This window comes from Anaerocolumna jejuensis DSM 15929 (genome assembly GCF_900142215.1).
Taxonomy (GTDB): Bacteria; Bacillota; Clostridia; order Lachnospirales; family Lachnospiraceae; genus Anaerocolumna; species Anaerocolumna jejuensis.
Genome location: NZ_FRAC01000017.1, coordinates 127,236 through 146,722 on the forward strand (window position 1 = coordinate 127,236; position 19,487 = coordinate 146,722).

The 19,487-nt window shown below is 43.2% G+C and carries 13 protein-coding genes; 9 read left to right on the top strand and 4 right to left on the bottom strand.

All coding sequences use genetic code 11. The features are described from left to right. Positions 1–146: 146 nt before the first annotated feature. The 3 genes from BUB77_RS16990 to BUB77_RS17000 all read left to right on the top strand — a co-directional run bounded on the left by BUB77_RS16990 (position 147) and on the right by BUB77_RS17000 (position 3,366). The gene (locus tag BUB77_RS16990) at positions 147–1,499 is read left to right on the top strand and encodes an ABC transporter substrate-binding protein (protein WP_073278045.1); all 1,353 of its coding nucleotides are present in this window, start codon (positions 147–149) and stop codon (positions 1,497–1,499) included. A 138-nt stretch (positions 1,500–1,637) separates the two neighbouring features. Then, positions 1,638–2,540 (top strand): carbohydrate ABC transporter permease, encoded by a 903-nt coding sequence (locus BUB77_RS16995; RefSeq protein WP_073278046.1) that lies wholly within the window; start codon positions 1,638–1,640, stop codon positions 2,538–2,540. Continuing rightward, positions 2,533–3,366 carry a carbohydrate ABC transporter permease gene (locus tag BUB77_RS17000; RefSeq protein WP_073278047.1) on the top strand — a complete coding sequence of 278 codons (834 nt, stop codon included), beginning with the start codon at positions 2,533–2,535 and terminating at the stop codon, positions 3,364–3,366. The genes BUB77_RS16995 and BUB77_RS17000 overlap by 8 nt, the downstream gene beginning before the upstream one ends. Positions 3,367–3,564: 198 nt before the next feature. Here BUB77_RS17000 and BUB77_RS17005 read toward each other — a convergent pair whose 3' ends face one another. Further along, positions 3,565–4,659, bottom strand: coding sequence for a glycerol dehydrogenase (locus tag BUB77_RS17005; RefSeq protein ID WP_073278048.1), 1,095 nt, complete (start codon positions 4,657–4,659; stop codon positions 3,565–3,567). Positions 4,660–4,878: 219 nt separating this feature from the next. Between BUB77_RS17005 and BUB77_RS17010 the strand changes: the two genes are divergently transcribed. Beyond that, the gene (locus BUB77_RS17010; RefSeq protein ID WP_073278049.1) at positions 4,879–5,976 is read left to right on the top strand and encodes a response regulator transcription factor; all 1,098 of its coding nucleotides are present in this window, start codon (positions 4,879–4,881) and stop codon (positions 5,974–5,976) included. A gap of 138 nt (positions 5,977–6,114) precedes the next feature. Here the strand turns inward: BUB77_RS17010 and BUB77_RS17015 are convergent, their stop codons facing one another. Continuing rightward, positions 6,115–6,561 (bottom strand): hypothetical protein, encoded by a 447-nt coding sequence (locus BUB77_RS17015; RefSeq protein ID WP_073278050.1) that lies wholly within the window; start codon positions 6,559–6,561, stop codon positions 6,115–6,117. Positions 6,562–6,748: 187 nt separating this feature from the next. Between BUB77_RS17015 and addB the strand changes: the two genes are divergently transcribed. From addB to BUB77_RS17040, 5 genes are all read left to right on the top strand, one after another. Beyond that, entirely contained in the window at positions 6,749–10,231 is a 3,483-nt protein-coding gene (gene addB, locus BUB77_RS17020; protein WP_073278051.1) for a helicase-exonuclease AddAB subunit AddB, read from the top strand. Then, entirely contained in the window at positions 10,185–13,868 is a 3,684-nt protein-coding gene (addA, locus tag BUB77_RS17025) for a helicase-exonuclease AddAB subunit AddA (protein WP_073278052.1), read from the top strand. The genes addB and addA overlap by 47 nt, the downstream gene beginning before the upstream one ends. Positions 13,869–14,118: 250 nt before the next feature. Next, positions 14,119–16,434 carry a methyl-accepting chemotaxis protein gene (locus tag BUB77_RS17030; RefSeq protein WP_073278053.1) on the top strand — a complete coding sequence of 772 codons (2,316 nt, stop codon included), beginning with the start codon at positions 14,119–14,121 and terminating at the stop codon, positions 16,432–16,434. 149 nt (positions 16,435–16,583) lie between these two features. After that, on the top strand, positions 16,584–16,808 hold the full coding sequence (locus tag BUB77_RS17035) for an alpha/beta-type small acid-soluble spore protein (protein WP_073278054.1): 225 nt from the start codon (positions 16,584–16,586) through the stop codon (positions 16,806–16,808). Next, positions 16,798–17,697, top strand: a complete 900-nt coding sequence (locus tag BUB77_RS17040; RefSeq protein ID WP_073278055.1) for a diacylglycerol/lipid kinase family protein — start codon at positions 16,798–16,800, stop codon at positions 17,695–17,697. Before BUB77_RS17035 ends, BUB77_RS17040 begins: the two co-directional genes overlap by 11 nt. 2 nt (positions 17,698–17,699) lie before the next feature. Here BUB77_RS17040 and BUB77_RS17045 read toward each other — a convergent pair whose 3' ends face one another. Together BUB77_RS17045 and BUB77_RS17050 are read right to left on the bottom strand one after the other, a co-directional pair. After that, a complete protein-coding gene (locus BUB77_RS17045) occupies positions 17,700–18,872 on the bottom strand; it encodes an ROK family transcriptional regulator (RefSeq protein ID WP_073278056.1) in 1,173 nt (390 codons plus the stop codon). A gap of 354 nt (positions 18,873–19,226) precedes the next feature. Then, the coding region (locus tag BUB77_RS17050) for a transposase (RefSeq protein ID WP_170866679.1) at positions 19,227–19,487 on the bottom strand (261 nt) is incomplete at its 5' end.

Sequence of the window (19,487 nt, forward strand, 5' to 3'; positions counted from 1 at the left end):
ACCATATATCAAGAATTCTAACAAAAAGCAAAGAATGAAAATCGGGCAATGTGAAAAATAGTCAAGAAAAATGGCAATATGAAATGGAAGATTTTTCGGAAAATTGTTAAGCTGGGTTCACAAACAAAAAGGGAGGTATTTTAGTTATGAAAAAGAAATTGTTAGCTACAATGTTAACCGTTGCTATGCTGGCATCAGCCTTAGCAGGATGCTCAAATGGAAAGACGGATAACAAAACCACACCGGATTCGACGGCTGCACCGTCGGCCACATCTGAATCGAAGGAGGACCTTAGCGGAACTCTTACCTTTACTATTTGGGATAATAACCTGAATACATTTATTGAAGAAAATGATATGGTAGCGAAGTTCCAGAAACAATATCCGAATATTGATATTGAAGTAGAAAAGATCAAAGATGACAGTGAATACTGGAATGCCATGAAGATGCGTGCATCTGCTAACCAGTTACCGAATATTATGTTCAACAAGCCTTTTACCCTGTCAAGATTTAAAGATTATTTAGTAGACTTATCCGGAACAAAGGCAAGTGCCAATAACGAACTTGCAAGCGGCTATGCGATCAATGGAAAGGTGCTTGGTATTCCCATGACAGCCGGCTATGAATACGTATATTATTGGAAGGATATGTTTAAGGAAGCCGGAGTAGAAGTGCCGAAGAGCTGGAGTGAATTTGAAGCGGCTGCGAAGAAATTACAGGATTACTATGGAAGCAAGGACAAAGATTTTATGGCTTTAGCCTGTGGTCTGAAAGACGAATGGCCGGATTATCCCTTCATGGAATTTATGCCGGCACTGGAATCAGGCAATGGTCAGAACTGGAATACAATGGCTTCTCAGGACAGTCCCTTTGCAGAAGGTACCGATATTAATAAAGCATATCATAAGGTAAGTGACTTATTTACCTCCGGCGCACTGGGAAAAGATCCTTTAGGACTTGGAAATGACCAGGCAACAAGCTTATTTGCAGTAAAAAAGGCTGCCATGGTAGCACTTGGTGACTGGGGCCTTCAAAATATTAAGAACGGTGCTGCCGATACTGCCGAGCTTGGTACCTTCTATCTGCCCACCAGAAATTCCGAAACGGATCCTTATAATGTTATTGTACAGGGAGATTCCTTTATGGGTGTGACAACACATTCCAAACACCAGGAAGCAGCCAAAGCATTTGTTGAGTGGTTCTACTCCGATGCATGGTATCCGGATTACCTTAATTATGTATCCTCTGCTTCTTCCATGAAAAATTTCCCCAAGGATAAGGACCCCATTCTTGCCGAAGCAGATACCTTAAGCCCGGATAAGGTCCTGGTTATGTATGACGGCGGCGGAGACAACTTCTCTGCAATCCAGAATGAGACCACCTTTGATTATAAGAAGCTTGGTGCGCAGATGCTGACTGACGGCTTTAATTTAGAGACAACCTTAAAAGACCTTGATAATAAATGGAAGGATGCCAGAGCAAAATTAAAAATCCAATAAAACAACAGGAAAGCACCAGTATAATGTGCTGGTAAAGGAGGGCTGCTGCAAAGAGGAACATATTACCGGTTTGCAGCACCCTCGTATTCTATCAAGGAATTGTTTCGCTGTAAACTTGCGAAATCCATGGAGGTTATAATGACAAAATTAAATAAGAAGCGGAAATGGTTTATTGCGACATCTCTCCTAGTGCCGATGTTGCTTCTGATAGGATTTGTGGTGGTTCCTGCCTTTGACCTTTTTCGTATGAGTTTTACGAACTGGGATGGGTACTCACCAAAGAGTGAATTTATAGGAATAAGTAATTATATATCCATGTTCCATAATAAGGACTTGTGGCTGTCACTAGGAAATAACGCAGTTTATTTCGTCGTTCATTTTATCATGATTCCCATAGAATTGATGTTTGCGGTGCTTTTGACCAGTAAGCTCCGGGCGGCAAAATTTTATAAAACCATGGTGTTCCTGCCCTATATTATTAATGGAGTGGCAATTTCTTATGCCTTCTCCTATTTCTTCTCACCAATTAATGGTGCCTTCGACTCCATTTTGGCATTGTTTCATTTGGAGAACCTTAGCAGGAACTGGCTGTCGGATACGAAGATAGTGAATTATGTACTTTCTTCCGTTTCGGTATGGCGGTTCAGCGGATACCATGTTGTATTATTTATGGCAGCCTTGCAGTCCATTCCCCAGGATATACAGGAGGCAGCAATGGTGGATGGCGCCCGCTCCTGGCATTTGTTTAAGTATATCCAGATACCGGCTATTATGCTAATGGTAGATTTTGTACTGTTTGATAACATCAGAGGAGCCCTTCAGGTATTTGATATTCCTTTTGTTATGACATCCGGCGGTCCCGGATACGCTTCTTCTACCTTTACTTTATATACCATTAAGACAGCCTTTACTTTTTCTAACTTTGGTCTTGCCGCCACAATGGCTGTAGCAATTATGATAATGATAGTAGCAATATACTTATTCCAGAACACGATTATTCATGGCCTGGTATTAAGAGACAGGAGGAAGCAGAATGGCTAAAAAGATTCTTACACAATGTTTAAAGCAGATCATATGCCTTTGTATGGTGGTAATTGTTCTGGCACCTATTCTTCTGACCCTGTTTGCTGCTTTAAAAACCAAGGCAGATATGGTTACCACATCACCTTTGGTTCTACCGGCCTGGGACAAAATTACCTTTGACAATTTCAGAAAAGTGTTATCGGACAAATACTTGCTGCTGGGCTTTAAAAATACGGGAATTATACTGGTAATATCCATTTTCTTTAACGTAATGTTCGGAAGTATTACTGCCTTTATTATCGAGCGGTTCCAATTCAAAGGGAAAATTGTCGTAGTAGCCATGTTTTTCTTAGGGATGCTGATTCCAAACTTTGTTACAGAGATAGCCAGATTCCGGATTATCCAGGGCCTGCATATGTATAATACCCTTGCTGCCCCCATTGTTATTTATGTTGCTTCCGATTTGATGCAGCTATATATTTACCGTCAATTTCTTTCGGGCATATCAGTAGCACTTGATGAAGCTGCTCTGATAGACGGCTGCTCTTATTTCGGATTATTTGCAAGAATTATATTTCCGCTGCTGGCTCCGGCTACCGCGACAATCTGTATTATAAAAGCCATTAATATCATTAACGATATGTATGTTCCTTACTTATATATGCCAAAGAACAGTCTGCGGACCCTTACAACCTATATCATGAATTTTGCCAACGCGCAGCAGGGCTCCTGGCAGCTGCTGGCGGCAGGAATTATCATAATCATGCTTTCAACGATTATCATATATGTATTCTTTCAGAAATATATCCTGGCAGGTGTGACGGCAGGTGCTGTAAAGGAATAAGTTTCACAAGAGAATTTTTCATTTCCCTGCATTTCTATACAGCAGAGGAGCTGGAAAATACGGCTCGGATGTATAGGGAATGCAGAAAAATGAGACCCTAATCTGGAAAGGTGTATAGGAAAGAGCGGTACTAAAAAAACAGCCAGTGTAGAACGAACCGGCTGTTTTTTGAAACTAAGGATAAACCTTAAGGCAATCTTATCTGAAATATTCCTGGCCCAGTAAATCTGCTGCAAGGAGGGCATCGTATAACTGCTCGGGAGTAACATCTCCAGCCATATTATGTATGGTTTCTCCGGGGATACATGCTTTCTCGGCAGCAATCCTGACTCTGGACACATCGGTTACACCTAATTCCTTTAAAGTGACAGGAAGACCGACACTATGGCAGAAATCCATTACATTCTTGATTTCTTCTTTCGGAGCATTCTCCAATAGCAGCTGGGTAATGGTACCAAAGGCCACTACGGAACCATGCATGGTTGCTTCACATTCGGGAAGAGCAGTGAAACCGTTATACACGGAATGGGCTGTAGCCAGGCCGCCGTTGTCGGCACCCACACCGCTTAAATAAGTGTTAGCCTCAATGATGGCTTCCAGAGCAGGTGTTACAAGGTGGTTTTCACAGGCAAGCTTTGCCTGGTAGCCATTCTTTATCAGTGTCTTATAGCACAGCTCGCAAAGTGCCATGGCAGAAAGGGCAATACCGCCGTTCTCAAGGCTTGGTGAGTCGGTTCTGACACAGGCTCTTGCTTCAAAATAGGTTCCCAGAGCATCTCCCATACCTGCAATCAGGAACTTAACGGGGGCATTGGCAATAACCTCACTGTCAACAATTACTGCTTCCGGATTTCTGGGGTAAAAGAGGTAACTGTCAAAGGCACCGTCATCTTTATATATAACCGACAGACCGGTACAAGGAGCATCAGTAGCAACAACAGTTGGGATGATGACAACCGGAAGCTTTTCATAATAAGCGGTAGCTTTCGCGGTATCAATTGCGGAACCTCCGCCGACACCTACTACAACCTGGATTTTTTTATCCTGAACGATTTGTCTCATTCTTTGGATTTCGCCAACAGAACTGATACCTTTAAATACTTCGAACTGGATTTCGCTGCTGCTGCCTTTAAAGCTTTCCTTTATTTTGTCAGAGCAGTTCTTATAGCCGCTGTTGCTGCAGATAAATAAATAAGAAGTTCCAAGATCCTTTGTTTCTTCATAAAAATGCAACAATGCTCCTTTTCCCTGTAAATACTTTAAAGGTGCTCTTAATAACTTTAGTGCTGCCATTGATTTTCCTTCCTTTTCCAATGTATTTTCATGTTAATAGTACGTATAATTAATTTAAGTGTCAGGACATTGTTATTATCTTGACAATCCCATGATAGCACCTATATAATAAACTAACAATTACCCATAACACCTATTCTTATAGGGCAAACACCCTAAGGCCAAAATTTGTGCCTGCGGCTCAAAGTATGCAGGCTGTGAGAAAGGCATGGTTATAAAATGACAGAATCGAATTCTTTGACGCAGGATGATTATAAGAATTTGCTTGCTTTTTCGGGAAGCTTAAATCCATACGATATTAATTTTCGTAAGACAGCAATGGAGGACCTGTTAAAATTTTTTCCCTTTGATGGGGCCGCTTTTCCTCTTGTGGATGATAATGGCTATTACAAGCATCTGGTTTATGTGAATTTTACACCCGTTTCCATCGAATCCTATGAACGGGATTGCTATAAAAAAGATTTCTTTGCTCCGGCTAATCTAAAAGAGGCTTCCGGGAAATCCGTTTTTACAATAGAAGATTTTACTTCCTATATGGAATATGAAACGTCCTCCCTCTACAGCCAGTGCCTTTACTTTAACGGCTTTTATTATGAGGCCCTGGTACTGCTACGGGATGAAGAAAATAAGCCCCTGGGAGCGGTTGCCGTATATCATGGAAGGCAGTCCTCCGGCTTTACCCTGCGGGAACAAAAGCTCCTGGAGGAAATTGGTATGATAATGGAAAAGGCCACCAGAATCCATCTTAAGCATCTGTCCATGCAGAATAATCTGGTCTTTTTAAACCGGATATTTACAAGGCATCCCATTGGCATGATCATATGCGATGAGAATTTTAATATACAGGAAATCAACCAGGAGGCATATCAGACAATGGAGGCTCTGGGTATGGCAGCCGAAAAGGAGGAGGCAAAACGCCTGTTAACGGATTACATTCTGCCTGCCTATCAGGAAGGGGGCGCAAACCGCTTCTGCCTGCGTCTTGCCGGGGGGCTTGAGGTCTTTTTGGAGAACATCATTATCAAGGAGCAGATAACGGGCAGCTTTATTACCCGCTATGCAATCTTTCTTGATTTTTCCATGGGCAGCAGCCGTACCTCCTGGACAGCCTATCTGACGGAAAAAGGGCTTACCAGGCGTGAAAGCGAGGTTGCCGGCTATTTGAGCCAGGGCTTCGAAATCAGGGAGATTGCAGAAAAGCTCAGCATCAGCGCAAATACGGTAAAGCGCCATAAGGAAAGCGTCTATCACAAGTTGTCCGTAAACCGGGTAAGCCAGCTGTTATTATTGTATCAGGAGGTCAATAACTCCTGGTAGCTTGTCAGGAATCCAAATTTTACAAAAATAGAATTTTCATAGAAGGAAACAGCAGCAAATGGAAGGATAGATTAAATCAAAATATGGGGCACATTACATTCTGCTATAAAAAGCGGGATGCAATATGCCCTTTTTGATTTATTGTATTTTTTGGGAAGGGTCAGCCTTTTCCAGGGTGGTCTTGATGGCATTTACTAAATAATTCTCCGTATATTTACTGTTATTTGATATTTGCAGGTCGTTAATATTCGTGCCATTGTACAGTTGGTCTGCTATTTTCTCTAAAGAGGGCTCAACCAGCGGGTACATGGTTGAGATGGAATCATCAATATTTACGATGCGGATGGAATTAATATGGTCTTTATCCAAAACGACTTCAAGATTAAGGGAGGTATCATTAAGAACGAAGGTGGAATTATATACCCCCGGTATGTATTTGGCATCCATAGCAGTGTCCGATTTATCGTTGTTTTTGTTTACGAACATAATAATTAACAGTATTATCAGCAGTATCCCCAGGCCCGCAAACAGAACCGTATATAGGATTTCCTTTAAGTGAAGAACAACTATTTTGGTATTTGACATAACCGTACACCATGCCTTTCCTGGTTAATGTTTCGCATATTTTACTTATGAGCCTCCGTAAATCCTTTCTATATTTTATTAAAACAGGTACTAAATTATGATTATATTTTAATGGAATAATGCCTTACGAATGCCAAAAAAAATGTTATAATACGGATAAGCACCACAAAGAAGGAAGGGAAGCAGCATGTCATTAAAGTTTATAATGGGGCGTTCCGGCTCGGGAAAATCCTACAGGCTCTACCATGAAATCATAGAAAAGTCCATGGAATATCCGGACAGCGGATATCTTGTTCTGGTACCTGAGCAGTTTACCCTGCAGACCCAGAAGGATATCGTTACCATGCATCCTTTAAAGGGAACCATGAACATCGACATATTAAGCTTTATGCGTCTGGCTTACAGGATATTCGACGAGACCGGCAAGGATAACAGAAAAGTCCTGGAGGATACCGGTAAGACCATGGTGCTTCGAAAGCTTGTGGCGAATAAAAAGGAAGAATTGAGGTTCTTTTCCCATGATGTCAATAAACAGGGCTTTGCGGAAGAATTAAAATCCCTGATATCGGAAATATGCCAGTACAGTATCCGCATGGAAGACCTTGACAGGGTATCGGCAAGCCTTCTGGGAAAGGAAAGACTAAAGGATAAATTACATGATGTTAAGGTCATCTACGAGGCCTTTCAGGAATATATGGAGAACAATTACATTACGGCGGAGGAGATACTGGAAGCACTGATCCCTTCCATTGGACGTTCTGAGCTGATTAAAGGGAGTATTATCTGTCTGGACGGCTTTACCGGCTTTACGCCATCCCAGTACCGTTTGCTGACGGAGCTGATGAAGTATGCCAGGATGGTAATTGTCACGGTAACCATTGGAAAAGACGAGCTGAGGGAAAAGGATGAGCCCTATAAGCTCTTTCATCTAAGCCGCAGGACGGTGGACAAGCTGTCGAAAATAGCAGGGGAGGAGAATATTCCCCTGGAAGAAACCTTATTTATGGAGGACTGCTTTAAGGAGAAGATACCAAGGCGGTATCTGAAAAATAAGGAGCTTGCCGCCCTGGAAGAGAATATCTTCCGCTACCGCATACATACCTTTGATGAGCCTGCAAAGAATATAGTCCTTTATGGAGCCAGGAATATTGAAAACGAGGTTAACAGCATCATCTGCAATATTAAGACGCTGGTAAGGGAGAAAGGCTACCGCTATCAGGAAATAGCCGTGGTCACGGGGGATATTGCCTCCTATGGCAGGGAATTAAAGAAGGGCTTTGAAAGAGAAGGGATACCGTTCTTTTTGGACAGCAAGAGGGACAGTATGTCCAATCCCTTTGTAGAGCTTATCCGCTGTGCCCTTATGATTGTATATGACAATTTCAGCTATGAGGGAGTATTCGGCTATCTGCGGACGGGACTGACCGGTATTGAAAGGGAAGACATTGACCTGCTGGAAAATTACGTTCTGGCCCTTGGTATCCGGGGAAAGAAACGGTGGGAGGAGCCCTTTAGCAGGCTGTCAAGGAGAACGCCGGAAGGGGACCTGACCAGAATCAATGAGGCGAGAAAGAAGTTCTGTGATACCTTCCTTCCCTTTTATGAGGTTTTAAGCAATAAAAGCCTTACCGTAACAGATTATACAAAAGCCCTGTATGAGCTTGGCATAAGGCTTGAGGCACCGGGTCAGCTGGCAGATTTTGCGGAAGAATTCCTGAAGGAGAACCGCCTGTCCGAGGAAAAGGAATACCGTCAGGTGTATGCCACGGTAATTGCTCTCTATGACAAGCTTGTAGAGCTTTTGGGAGAGGAAAGAATGCCCCCAAGGGAATATGCCCAGGTGCTGGAAGCAGGCTTACGGGAAGCCAAGGTAGGTCTTATCCCTCCGGGCCTTGACCAGATAGTAATCGGTGATATCGAAAGAACCAGGTTAAAGGACATTAAAATACTCTTTTTTGCCGGGGTAAATGACGGTAATATACCGAAGAAGCCGTCGAAAGGCTTAATACTGAACGATGGCGACAGAGAGGTATTGGAAAGAGAAAAAGTAGAGCTTGCCCCCACCGGTAAGCAGGAAATCTATACGGAAAGGTTTTATCTGTATTTAAACCTTACAAAGCCAAAGGACATGCTGTATATAACCTTCAGTAAACTGAGTGAGGATGGCAAAAAGCTTCTTCCGGCCTACCTGATAAGTGATATCCGAAAGATTTTTCCGGCATTAACGGTAAAGGAGGAGGAAGAGGAGAGAGATGCAGTTAGTGACATCCTGAGCATCAAAGAAGGACTTGATTATCTGATAGAGGGCCTGCGGAATTTCCCCGACAGCAGGGAAGACCTGCTGTGGCAGGAGCTATTCCAGTATTATTACCGGGAGGAGGAAAAGAGAAAGGAATTACTCCGCCTGGTAAGAGCTGTGTTCTACATCGATGAAGAAAAAGGGCTGCAGAAAAAGGCGGCCAGAGAGCTGTACGGCGAGAAGCTGGCCGGCAGTGTCACCAGATTTGAGAAATTTGCGGAATGTGCCTTTGCCCATTTTGCAGCCTATGGGCTGGAGCTTTCGGAAAGGGAGGAATACCGCCTTAGTGCGCCTGATATCGGAAATATCTTTCATAAGGCCCTTGAGCTCTTTTCCAGGAAGATTAAGGACAGTGAGTATAACTGGCATACAATTCCGGATGAGGTAAGAGAGAGTCTGGGGGATATCTGCGTAGAGGAAGCAGTGAAGGATTACGGTAATCTGATCTTTACGAGCACCAAGCGGTATGAGGCCATCGTGAGAAGGGCCAAGAGAATACTGAACCGTACCCTTTGGGCGGTATGCAGGCAGATTCGTAAGGGAGACTTTGAGCCGGAGGCCTTTGAGTTGTATTTCTCCGACAGAACGTCTTTGGATACCCTGACCATACCGGTATCACCGGAGGAGAGCATCAGCCTTACCGGAAGGATTGACAGGCTTGATACCTATGAAGAAGGGGACAAGCTGTTCCTCAGGGTAGTGGATTATAAATCCGGAAGTGTCTCCTTTGATTTGAATTCCCTGTATTATGGCTTGCAGATACAGCTTGCCTTTTATCTGGGAGCCGCCATGGAGCTTTTCTACAAGGATAGAAAGGATAAGGAGGTGCTGCCTGCGGGAATTCTCTACTACAATATGGAGGACCCCATGGTGGACCGCTCAGAGGATGTGGAGGAAAGCATCCTGAAGGCCCTTAAGATGAACGGAATTGTCAACAGCGATCATGATATAGTAAAGCATCAGGATAAGAGCTTTGAGACCGGGGGGGAAGGAATACGTCCTTCTGTCAGGTCCGATGTTATCCCGGTTGAATCCAATAAGGAGGGAGAGCTTACAAAGCGTTCCCAGGGAGCCAGTACGGAGGAAATACTCCTCCTTCTTTCCCATGTGAGAACTATGGTCGGGGAGATGGGAAAGCATATCCTGGACGGAAGTACCGGAGCAAAGCCCTACAAGATGGCAAACCGGACTGCCTGCGATTACTGCCCCTATAAGGATGTGTGCGGTTTTGACACCAAGCTTAAAAGCTTTGAATATAAGAAACTTAAAATCCTGGAAAAGGAAGAACTTATAAGAAGAATGAGGAAGGGAGGGGAAAAGGAAGATGGAGTGGACCAGGGAACAGAAGAAGGTCATAGAGACGAAGAATAAGAATCTGCTGGTATCAGCGGCCGCCGGCTCAGGAAAGACAGCCGTTCTGGTAGAGCGTATCATAAACCGTATCACCGCAGAAGAGGACGGCATTGACATAGACAGGCTTCTGGTAGTTACCTTTACCAATGCAGCGGCGGCGGAGATGAAGGAGAGAATACGAAAGGCAATCGATGACAGGCTTACAAAAGATTCGGATAATGCCAACCTGCAAAGGCAGGCGGCACTGGTACACAATGCGCAGATAACAACAATCCACAGCTTTTGCCTTTCCGTAATCCGGGAGAATTTCCAGTCCCTGCCCATAGACCCCTCCTTCCGCATTGCCGAGGAGGCAGAGCTTACCCTGCTTAAATCCGATGTGCTGGAGGAGCTGCTGGAGGAGTACTATGAGGAGGGAAGCGAGGATTTTCTTGCCTTCTCAGAAGGGTTTGGCGGCGGAAAGACGGATACCGGTATGGAAGAGCTGATATTGAACCTCCATCAGTTTTCCATGAGTGCCCCCTGGCCGGAGGAATGGTATGAGGAGCTTGGCAGCAACTTTGGGATTCAATCGGCAGAAGAAATGAAGGAAGCCTCCTGGATGAAGGAGCTTATGGCGATGCTGAACCGCATGGTTACGGATAGTATCGCAATGTGTGAAGAGGCAGCAGCCCTTTGCCTTAAGGAGGATGGACCGGGAGCCTATTTTCCTGCACTCAGCAGTGATCTGGAACAGTTACAGGGCCTTAGTGGTACCACGGATTACTCCCTCTTTGGAGCAAAGGTCAGGAATATAAACTTTGCAAGGCTTTCCGGAAAGAAAGAAGACGGAGTTGACCTGGCTAAGAAGGAGCAGGTCAAGGGAATAAGGGATAAAGTAAAAAAAACAGTAGGAGACATGGCCGGCAGCTATTACTTCCAGTCTGAGGAGGATATGGCACTTGATATGGCTGCCATGAAGCCTCATGTTGAGGTGATGATCAGGCTGTGCAGAGATTTTTCTGAGAGTTTCCAGAAAAGGAAGGCAGAAAAAAATGTAGTGGATTTTCATGATTTGGAGCATCTGGCGCTGTCGGTGCTGGTACAAAAAGTGGAGGGGGTAATAGTTCCTACTCCCGCAGCAGACGAATTAGCCGATTACTATAAGGAAATTATGGTGGATGAATACCAGGACAGTAATCTTGTACAGGAGATTATTCTGGAGAGCATTTCCGGGGGACGCTTTGGCAGGCCGGACCGCTTTATGGTAGGAGATGTAAAGCAGAGTATTTATAAATTCCGTCTGGCAGACCCTAAAATATTTATGGAAAAGTATGATAATTATCCTCTTTGGGAGAAGGAAGAGGAGGGAGATAATGAACGCATAGACCTCCATAAGAACTTCCGAAGCAGGGACGTGGTCATTAACAGTATCAACAGCATCTTCCGAAAGATTATGACAAAGAAGCTGGGAGATATTGAGTATGATGAAAAGGCTTACCTGTATCCCGGTGCGGATTTTTCAGAGGGGGAGGGCATCTCGGATACAACAGAGCTGCTTCTCGTAACTACCGCTCCCAAGAAAGGGGAAGAGGACGGAGAGGATAATAAAGAGGAAGAGGATTACACGGCAAAGGAATTAGAAGCACTGGCAATAGCAAAAAGGATAAAGGAGCTTACGGACCCCGATACAGGGCTGATGGTCCAGGATAAGAAAAGCGGTGAATTAAGAAGGGCGGTACATGGAGATATCGCTATTCTCCTCCGCTCGGTGACAGGCTTTGGGGAAGTTTTTGCGGATATCCTATCGGCAGAGGATATTCCCTCCCATACGGAAACCCAGACCGGTTATTTCAAGACCCTGGAAATATCCGCTGCCCTCAATCTACTTCGTATTATTGACAACCCCAGGCAGGACATCCCCCTGACGGCAGTTCTTAGAAGCCCCATGGCAGGCTTTACCGATGGGGAGCTGGCGGAAATACGTATGGCAAAGAAAAGAGTTACCATGTATGAGGCGGCGAAAACCTATCTCCTCACAAAGGAAAATGATTTGTCCGGCAAGATTACAGATTTTTTCAGCAGGCTGGACGGATACCGGAGGATGGCGGTCCACCTGTCCATAAATGAGCTTATCGTCAAGGTCCTGGAGGATACGGGATATTATAACTATGTTTCTGCCATGCCCGGCGGGGATAAAAGAAGGGCAAATCTTGACATGCTGGTGCAGCAGGCAATCAATTTTGAGAAGACCAGCTACAGCGGTCTGTTTCATTTTATCCGGTATATGGAGCGGCTTGATAAATATGACGTGGATTTCGGAGAAGCCAAAGTCACCGGGGAGGACGATAAAAGCGTCCGTATCATGAGTATACATAAGAGCAAGGGGCTGGAATTCCCCATTGTTTTTGTTGCAGGCCTTGGGAAAAACTTCAACCTGCAGGATTCCAGGGCAAAGCTGCTCCTCCACCAGACTTATGGAATCGGTACCGATTACCTGGACCTTTCCCTTCGGGTAAAGGCTCCCACTTTAATCAAGAAATTCATCCAGAAGCAGCTGGTTCTGGAAAGTCTGGGGGAAGAGCTGCGCGTGCTTTACGTTGCCTTGACCAGAGCCCGGGAGAAGCTTATTCTTACTGCCGGTGTGAAGGATATGGACAAGCTGCTGAGCGGATATGCAGGAGGAGCTTATGATCATGAAAATAGCATAAGCTTCCTGGAGCTTACGGGAGCTGCCTCTTTTTTGGACTGGATAATGGCAGCCCTTATCAATCAAAAGGGTTTTGAAGAGCTTCTTTCTTCCCATGAGCTTATCCCCCATTCCAGGGAGGATGATAAATTCCTTGTACGGGAATATACCTATGAAATGCTGTTATTCCAGGAAAAGGTAAGCCAGGAGGTAAAGTCTCTTAAGGAGGATATCCTTCTTAACCGGGATGAGGATTTTATATATGATTCAAACTTTAAAAATGAAATCGGGGATTACTTCCAATACAGTTATCCATATGCTCCGGAGAGCAATATCCATACGAAGTTAACCGTGTCGGAGCTTAAGAAAATGGGACAAAAGGAAGAGGAAGAGCTTAGTGACTCCCTGATTAACGGAAAACAGGAGGTGGAGGAATACCCGGTACCGGAGTTCCTGAAAGAAGTAAAGGAGGAAAAGGGAGCGGACCTTGGAACCCTTATCCATAAGGTGCTGGAACTTGCCGTGTTTAAAGAGCTGCACGGGGAAGAAGAGCTCAGTGCTTTTTTAAGGGAGCTTGTGGATAAGAAAAGAATTTCAGAGGAAGAAGCACAGGTATTGGATCGAAAAAGGCTGGGGAGATTCTTTGAGGGCCCATTGGCTGAAAGACTGCGCAGGGCGGAGGCTGGAGGAGATTTACATAAAGAGCGGCAGTTTATTATGGGAATTAAGGCAAAGGACATCAGTGAAGATTATAAAAGTGAAGAATTGGTGCTGGTACAGGGTGTCATTGATGCTTACTTTGAAGAGGGAGGCGGGCTTGTCCTTGTGGATTATAAGAGTGACGTCCATGTAACAGAGGATATCCTAAAAAACAGGTACAGCCGCCAGCTGGGCTTTTACCGTAAGGCCCTGGAGCAGCTTACGGGCATGAAGGTAAAGGAAAGCATCCTGTATTCCTTCTGGCTGAATAAGCCAATTATGATTTGAGCAGGAATCAAAAAAATTTTTGCAACTTTAGAAATAGTGCACATACTTGCACCAAGGTTTTACGTTAAACTAGATAAATAAAAATAGGTTTACGATAAAATATTTCATTTTTCGATATTTTGTGGTAATATTATGCTAAATAGTAAAATATGGTCAAATAATATTATTACGGAATGAAATATGTATAGATAATCATATTTCACTGACTGCAGTACTTGCATTAACCAAATAATGCTATCAGGAGGACATGATGAAAAGTAGTAAATCATTAATAGGGAAGAAAGACAAAAAGGATATCAGAGATTTTATGAAGTCGGAGAACAAAAAGCAGTCCAGGGAATCAAAGGAAGAGGAAGAAAGTTCCAGAGAAAGCGGAAGCGGGAGAATACCAACGGATCAGTCGGGAAGAGGGAAAGCCAACGGGCTTAAGAAATCCGGTAAGGAATCTTCAGCAGATAAAAAAGCAAGAAAGGCATTGATAAAAGAGAGAAAAAAAGAAAGTCAGCTGGCTTTTGAGGCTATGGTAAGTAACAAGGGAATATTGGGCAGATTAAATGAAACGAGAACTAAAATCATACTTACTGTTTTAGTACCTGTTATATTTATGGCCGTTTACGGCGTCGTTTCTTACAACAAATCCTCCAGTGCCATAACCAGCAGCTATGAGACCAACATGGATCAGACGGTCAGTGCTGTAAGTGATTATCTGGATCTGGGACTTAACGGCGTGCAGGATAAGGCAGTAGAATTATTGCTCAGCAAAGCAGTATCCAATTATTTTGTCAGATTAAATAAAGAGGATACCCTCGAAGATTTTAATAATCTGAAGGCCCTTCAGCAGGAAACCATGGTAATCACCCAGACAAATCCTTTTGTCAGTGATGTCTATATTTTTGCCAATACCGGAAAGCCCATTGTTTCCAACGGCAGTGCACCGGTAGATTTATATACCCAGTTCCTGGAATCTGAACAGGGACAGGCCTATAAAGAAAAGAAAATAAAGAATAAGTGGATAGGCTCCCATCCTTCTTTGGATAAAATCCTTTCAAAAGACGGATCAAAGTATGCGATGTCAATTATTACAAGGATGACAACGCCGGATGGATTTATTATTTTAGACCTGGACAAAAAAGAGATATTAAAATCTCTTGAGAATATAAGTGCCGTTAAGGGCAGTATGGCAGCCTTAATTGCATCGGATGGAAAAGAGACCAACACCACGGAGTCAGGTGATGCCATGTTCACCGATACGGATTTTTATAAAGAGGCGGTAAAATCCGAAAAAGGCAGCGGTTCGGATTATGTTAATTATAAAGGAAACAACTACCTTTTTGTGTACAAGGCTGTAGGTGATACAGGAAGCATGGTATGTGCCCTGATTCCTAAGACTGAAATTTTAAAGCAGGTCAAGACCTTAAAGGTTTTAAATATCGTATTTGTTGCAGTTTCCAGTGTGGTAGCTATTATCATCGGATACATAATTGCCGTGGGAATCGGATTGACAATCAGAAGACTTATGGTATCTATCTCAAAAGCTGCCAAGGGTGATTTGACGGTAGAATTTGATACGGACAAGAAGGATGAATTTGGTGTCCTGTCAAAGAGTTTGAATGACATGACATCCAATATGAAGCAGTTAATCGGTGAGGTATATCAGGTGGGAGCCAAGGTGACCCAGTCCTCAACGGAATTGTCCCAGACCTCTGAACAGATACTCACCTCCACAAAGGGAATCTCGCTGACAATTGATGAAATTGAAGGCGGTGTTGTACAGCAGGCAGATGATACCGAGAAGTGCATGGGACAGATGGCAAGGCTGTCGGATCAGATTGGCCAGGTTTACAGCAATACCTATGAAATTGAGAAGAAAGCTACCGATACCAAGAGTATTATCGGAGAGGGAGTTGTAACCATCAATGAGCTTGGCGAAAAGGCAAAGGCTACTTCTGAGGTAACACAGACCGTTATTCAGAGCATTGAAGAGCTGGAAGTCAAATCCAGAAGCATCAACAGCTTTGTGGGCATTATAAATGAAATTGCAGCACAGACAAACCTTCTTTCCTTAAATGCTTCCATTGAAGCTGCACGTGCAGGTGAGGCAGGAAGAGGATTTGCAGTAGTGGCAGATGAAATCAGAAAGCTTGCCGACCAGTCTATAGAAGCGGTAAGCCAGATTCAGGATATCGTAAAAGATATCCAGAACAAGACCCAGGGTACCGTAGAATCAGCCAAGACGGCCGGTGAAATCGTTGACTCCCAGACAGAGGCATTAAATAAGACGGTTGTTACCTTCGAAAAGATTAATACTTATGTTGGCGGCCTTGTAAGCAATCTAGATAATATTTCTGTCGGAGTTAAGAGTATTGAAGCAGCAAAGGAAGATACCCTGGATGCTATCAGAAGTATTTCAGCAGTATCCCAGGAGACTGCCGCTGCCTCCGAGGAGGTAAGTGCAACGGCTAATGCTCAGATTGGCGCGGTAGAAAACTTAAGCCATTCCGCTACGGAGCTTGAGGAGGATGCCAAGAAACTGGAGAAAGCTATCCGGTTGTTTAAAATAAAGTAATTTTTAAAAGCTGGTAAACTTGTCTGCTCTTGTATGAAACTTACATAAGAGGTTACACTTTAATAGATGAATGAATAGGGGCTGTTTTGGTGAAGATTGATTTCATTGAAACAGTCCCTTGTTAAAATCTAGAAAGGGTGTATAATTATATGAGTAAGACACAGGTAATAAATGAAATAAAACCCATAGAGGAAATGAAACCGGATGAAAGGTTAAAGTATGAAATAGCCGGTGAATTAGGACTTTTAGATAAAGTTATGGCCAGCGGATGGAAATCACTTTCGGCCAAAGAAAGCGGAAGAATTGGCGGTATCATGACAAAGAGAAAGAAACAAAAGGCAATGGAGGGACGAAATAAGGAGCATGAAGAATAAGCTGTTATTTATTTATAATCCCATGGCAGGGAAGAGTAAAATCAAGAACTGGCTTTCCAGCATCATCGAATGTTTTGGTAAAGGGAACTATGAGGTAGTGATTTATGCTACCAAGGGTAAAAAAGATGCGAAAAATATCGTAGTTGACTGCTTGAAAAGGGAAAGCTATGAACTGGTAGTATGTTCCGGCGGAGACGGTACCTTAAATGAAGTAATCAGCGGTATTATGGAATTTGATAAAAGGCCGGTCATCGGATATCTTCCTTCCGGTACTACCAATGACTTTGCTTATAATTTGAAGCTTCCCAAAAGCCTTCCGAAAGCTGCAAATGTTATTTTACATGGAGAAATATTTCCCTTTGATATCGGTACAATAAATGGGGAATATTTTACATATACTGCAGCTTTTGGCTTGTTTACAGACGCCTCTTATGAAACACCTCAGGCTTATAAGAATACTCTCGGACGGACTGCTTATATTCTGGAAGGCATTAAGAGACTGCCCAACTGGAAAGCATACAATATGGAAATAAGATGCGGTGACCGTGTAATCAAAGACAATTTTATTTATGGCATGGTGGCAAATTCTGTTTCAGTGGGAGGCTTTCGGGGAATTGCCGGAAAAGATGTCCTCCTGGATGACGGACAGTTTGAAGGCATTTTTGTAAAAATGCCTCAAAACGTTATAGAATTCCAGGCTGTTATCAATGATCTTTTGAAAGGAAATTTAAACAGCGACCACATTTATTTCCTTCCGGTGAAAGAAATAACCCTAATCTGTGAGGAAAACGTTCCCTGGTCCGTTGACGGTGAATATGGCGGAGAACATAATACAGTAGAAATAGTAAACCTCCATAAGGCGGTATCGATTGTCCGGGGAGTGGATTGATTTTACTGTATTTTTTCAAAAATTTCTTTACCGCTTAGATTGAGCGTATTGATACCCAGAAAGTTCTTTATAACAATACAAATACCCCCAAGCAGAATAGAGGAATCCTGCAGGGCGGAAGATTCAATCCGTATAAAGCTGTTCATTCTGCTGCTCAGTGAGGCCTCAATCCGTTTCGTCAGTTCCGGTATGAAGATTGTAAAGGAGCTGTTTATAATGATAATGTCGGGATTGTAGGCATTAAGTACGTTATTGATGCAAATGCCCATTAATTTTACGAAAAGTTCAATAATCTGGTTTGCATCACCGTCACCTGCTTCATAAGAGGCAACAAGGCTGTCAAAGGTGACGTTTTCTTTTCCTTTTTTCACTGCAAATTCTTTTAGTAAAGCTCTTTCGGAGACATACTGCTCCAGGCAGCCATGATTTCCGCAGGGACATTCCCTTCCGTCAATTTCAATGATGGTATGCCCGAATTCACCGGCTCTGCCGTTATATCCGGTATATAGTTCGTTATTGATCAGAATACCAAGGCCAATACCGGAGTGAACGCTGATATAAGCTATGTTCGGATAATCGTGCATAAAGGTCTTTTCACCCAGCACGGAGAGATTTGCTTCATTTTCAAGATAAATGGGAGTATGAAAGTACTCGTTCAGCCTGCCTGCCAAGTCGTAGTTCTGCAAATTATAATAAGGGGCAAAGGATACCATATTATCATGAACCACACCATGGATACCAAGGGAGATACCAACCAGACCATAGGGGGTAGAATCCTTTTCGGGCTTACTGGAATCAATCACACGTATCAGGGCTTCTAAAATTCCATCGTTGGATTTAGGGGTCTTAATTTGTTTTAACCGGCAATTTTCCCCCTGTAAATCTGTAAGCATAACGGATATGGTATCCACACCTAAATCCACACTTACCATATAACCGGCTTTTCTTTGGAAGCTTAATAAAATAGGCTTTCTTCCAAAATCAGTGTTGTCGCAGCCTATTTCCTCCACCAGATTGTTGTTTATCAGGTCCGCCACAATTGCGGAAATAGTTGCTTTGGTCAAACCCAGTATTTTCGAAATGTTTGCTCTGGAAATAGGACCCTGGTTTATAATCGTTTCAAGTACCAGGGTACTGTTAATATCTCGTATAAGCTCTTTGCTTCCTGTAATCATTTTTCTTCCCTCTTAGGATAACATACATTTTAACTGCCAGGCCTTCTTGCCGGCACTATGGTTATTATAGTAACACACTTAGCCGGACTTGAAAAGAGATTACAAAGCTTTTCATGGCAAACGCGTGATAGTTCAGTGTTGCATGCAATTGAGACTTTGGGAACGGACGATGGTTTCTGGTTCCGTTCAGGCATTTTCTAGTTCGCGGTTCCAATTCCACTAAAATGCCAGCCGTTATTCCTGGAAGGATAAATTACACCAAACTCGCTTCTCGATTACTGGGTATATTAATACTATGAGCTCAGACACTGGTGTAATTTATCCTAGTACAGCGACCATTTAATAAGTACCCTATTAAGTTTCATTTGTGTTGCCGATATCAATCTCATCCATTTTGTATTTCCAATGATATATGATTGGATCCTGATTGACCTCCTTAAAATACTGATAGATACGATTAACCAATTCCTGTTTCGATTGAACTCGAATTCCACGTAACATTTGTTTTGTCATTTTTCCAAAAAAGCTTTCTATCATGTTAAGCCATGAACCATGTGTTGGGGTAAATACAAATTCAAACCTTCCTTCTGGCATGGTTGCAAGAAAGTTTTTTGT

Excerpts from the sequence above, each read along its gene's own strand:
- BUB77_RS16990 (WP_073278045.1), top strand. The coding sequence starts at position 147 with ATGAAAAAGAAATTGTTAGCTACAATGTTAACCGTTGCTATGCTGGCA.
- BUB77_RS16995 (WP_073278046.1), top strand. The coding sequence starts at position 1,638 with ATGACAAAATTAAATAAGAAGCGGAAATGGTTTATTGCGACATCTCTC.
- BUB77_RS17000 (WP_073278047.1), top strand. The coding sequence starts at position 2,533 with ATGGCTAAAAAGATTCTTACACAATGTTTAAAGCAGATCATATGCCTT.
- BUB77_RS17005 (WP_073278048.1), bottom strand. The coding sequence starts at position 4,659 with ATGGCAGCACTAAAGTTATTAAGAGCACCTTTAAAGTATTTACAGGGA.
- BUB77_RS17010 (WP_073278049.1), top strand. The coding sequence starts at position 4,879 with ATGACAGAATCGAATTCTTTGACGCAGGATGATTATAAGAATTTGCTT.
- BUB77_RS17015 (WP_073278050.1), bottom strand. The coding sequence starts at position 6,561 with ATGTCAAATACCAAAATAGTTGTTCTTCACTTAAAGGAAATCCTATAT.
- addB (WP_073278051.1), top strand. The coding sequence starts at position 6,749 with ATGTCATTAAAGTTTATAATGGGGCGTTCCGGCTCGGGAAAATCCTAC.
- addA (WP_073278052.1), top strand. The coding sequence starts at position 10,185 with ATGGAGTGGACCAGGGAACAGAAGAAGGTCATAGAGACGAAGAATAAG.
- BUB77_RS17030 (WP_073278053.1), top strand. The coding sequence starts at position 14,119 with ATGAAAAGTAGTAAATCATTAATAGGGAAGAAAGACAAAAAGGATATC.
- BUB77_RS17035 (WP_073278054.1), top strand. The coding sequence starts at position 16,584 with ATGAGTAAGACACAGGTAATAAATGAAATAAAACCCATAGAGGAAATG.
- BUB77_RS17040 (WP_073278055.1), top strand. The coding sequence starts at position 16,798 with ATGAAGAATAAGCTGTTATTTATTTATAATCCCATGGCAGGGAAGAGT.
- BUB77_RS17045 (WP_073278056.1), bottom strand. The coding sequence starts at position 18,872 with ATGATTACAGGAAGCAAAGAGCTTATACGAGATATTAACAGTACCCTG.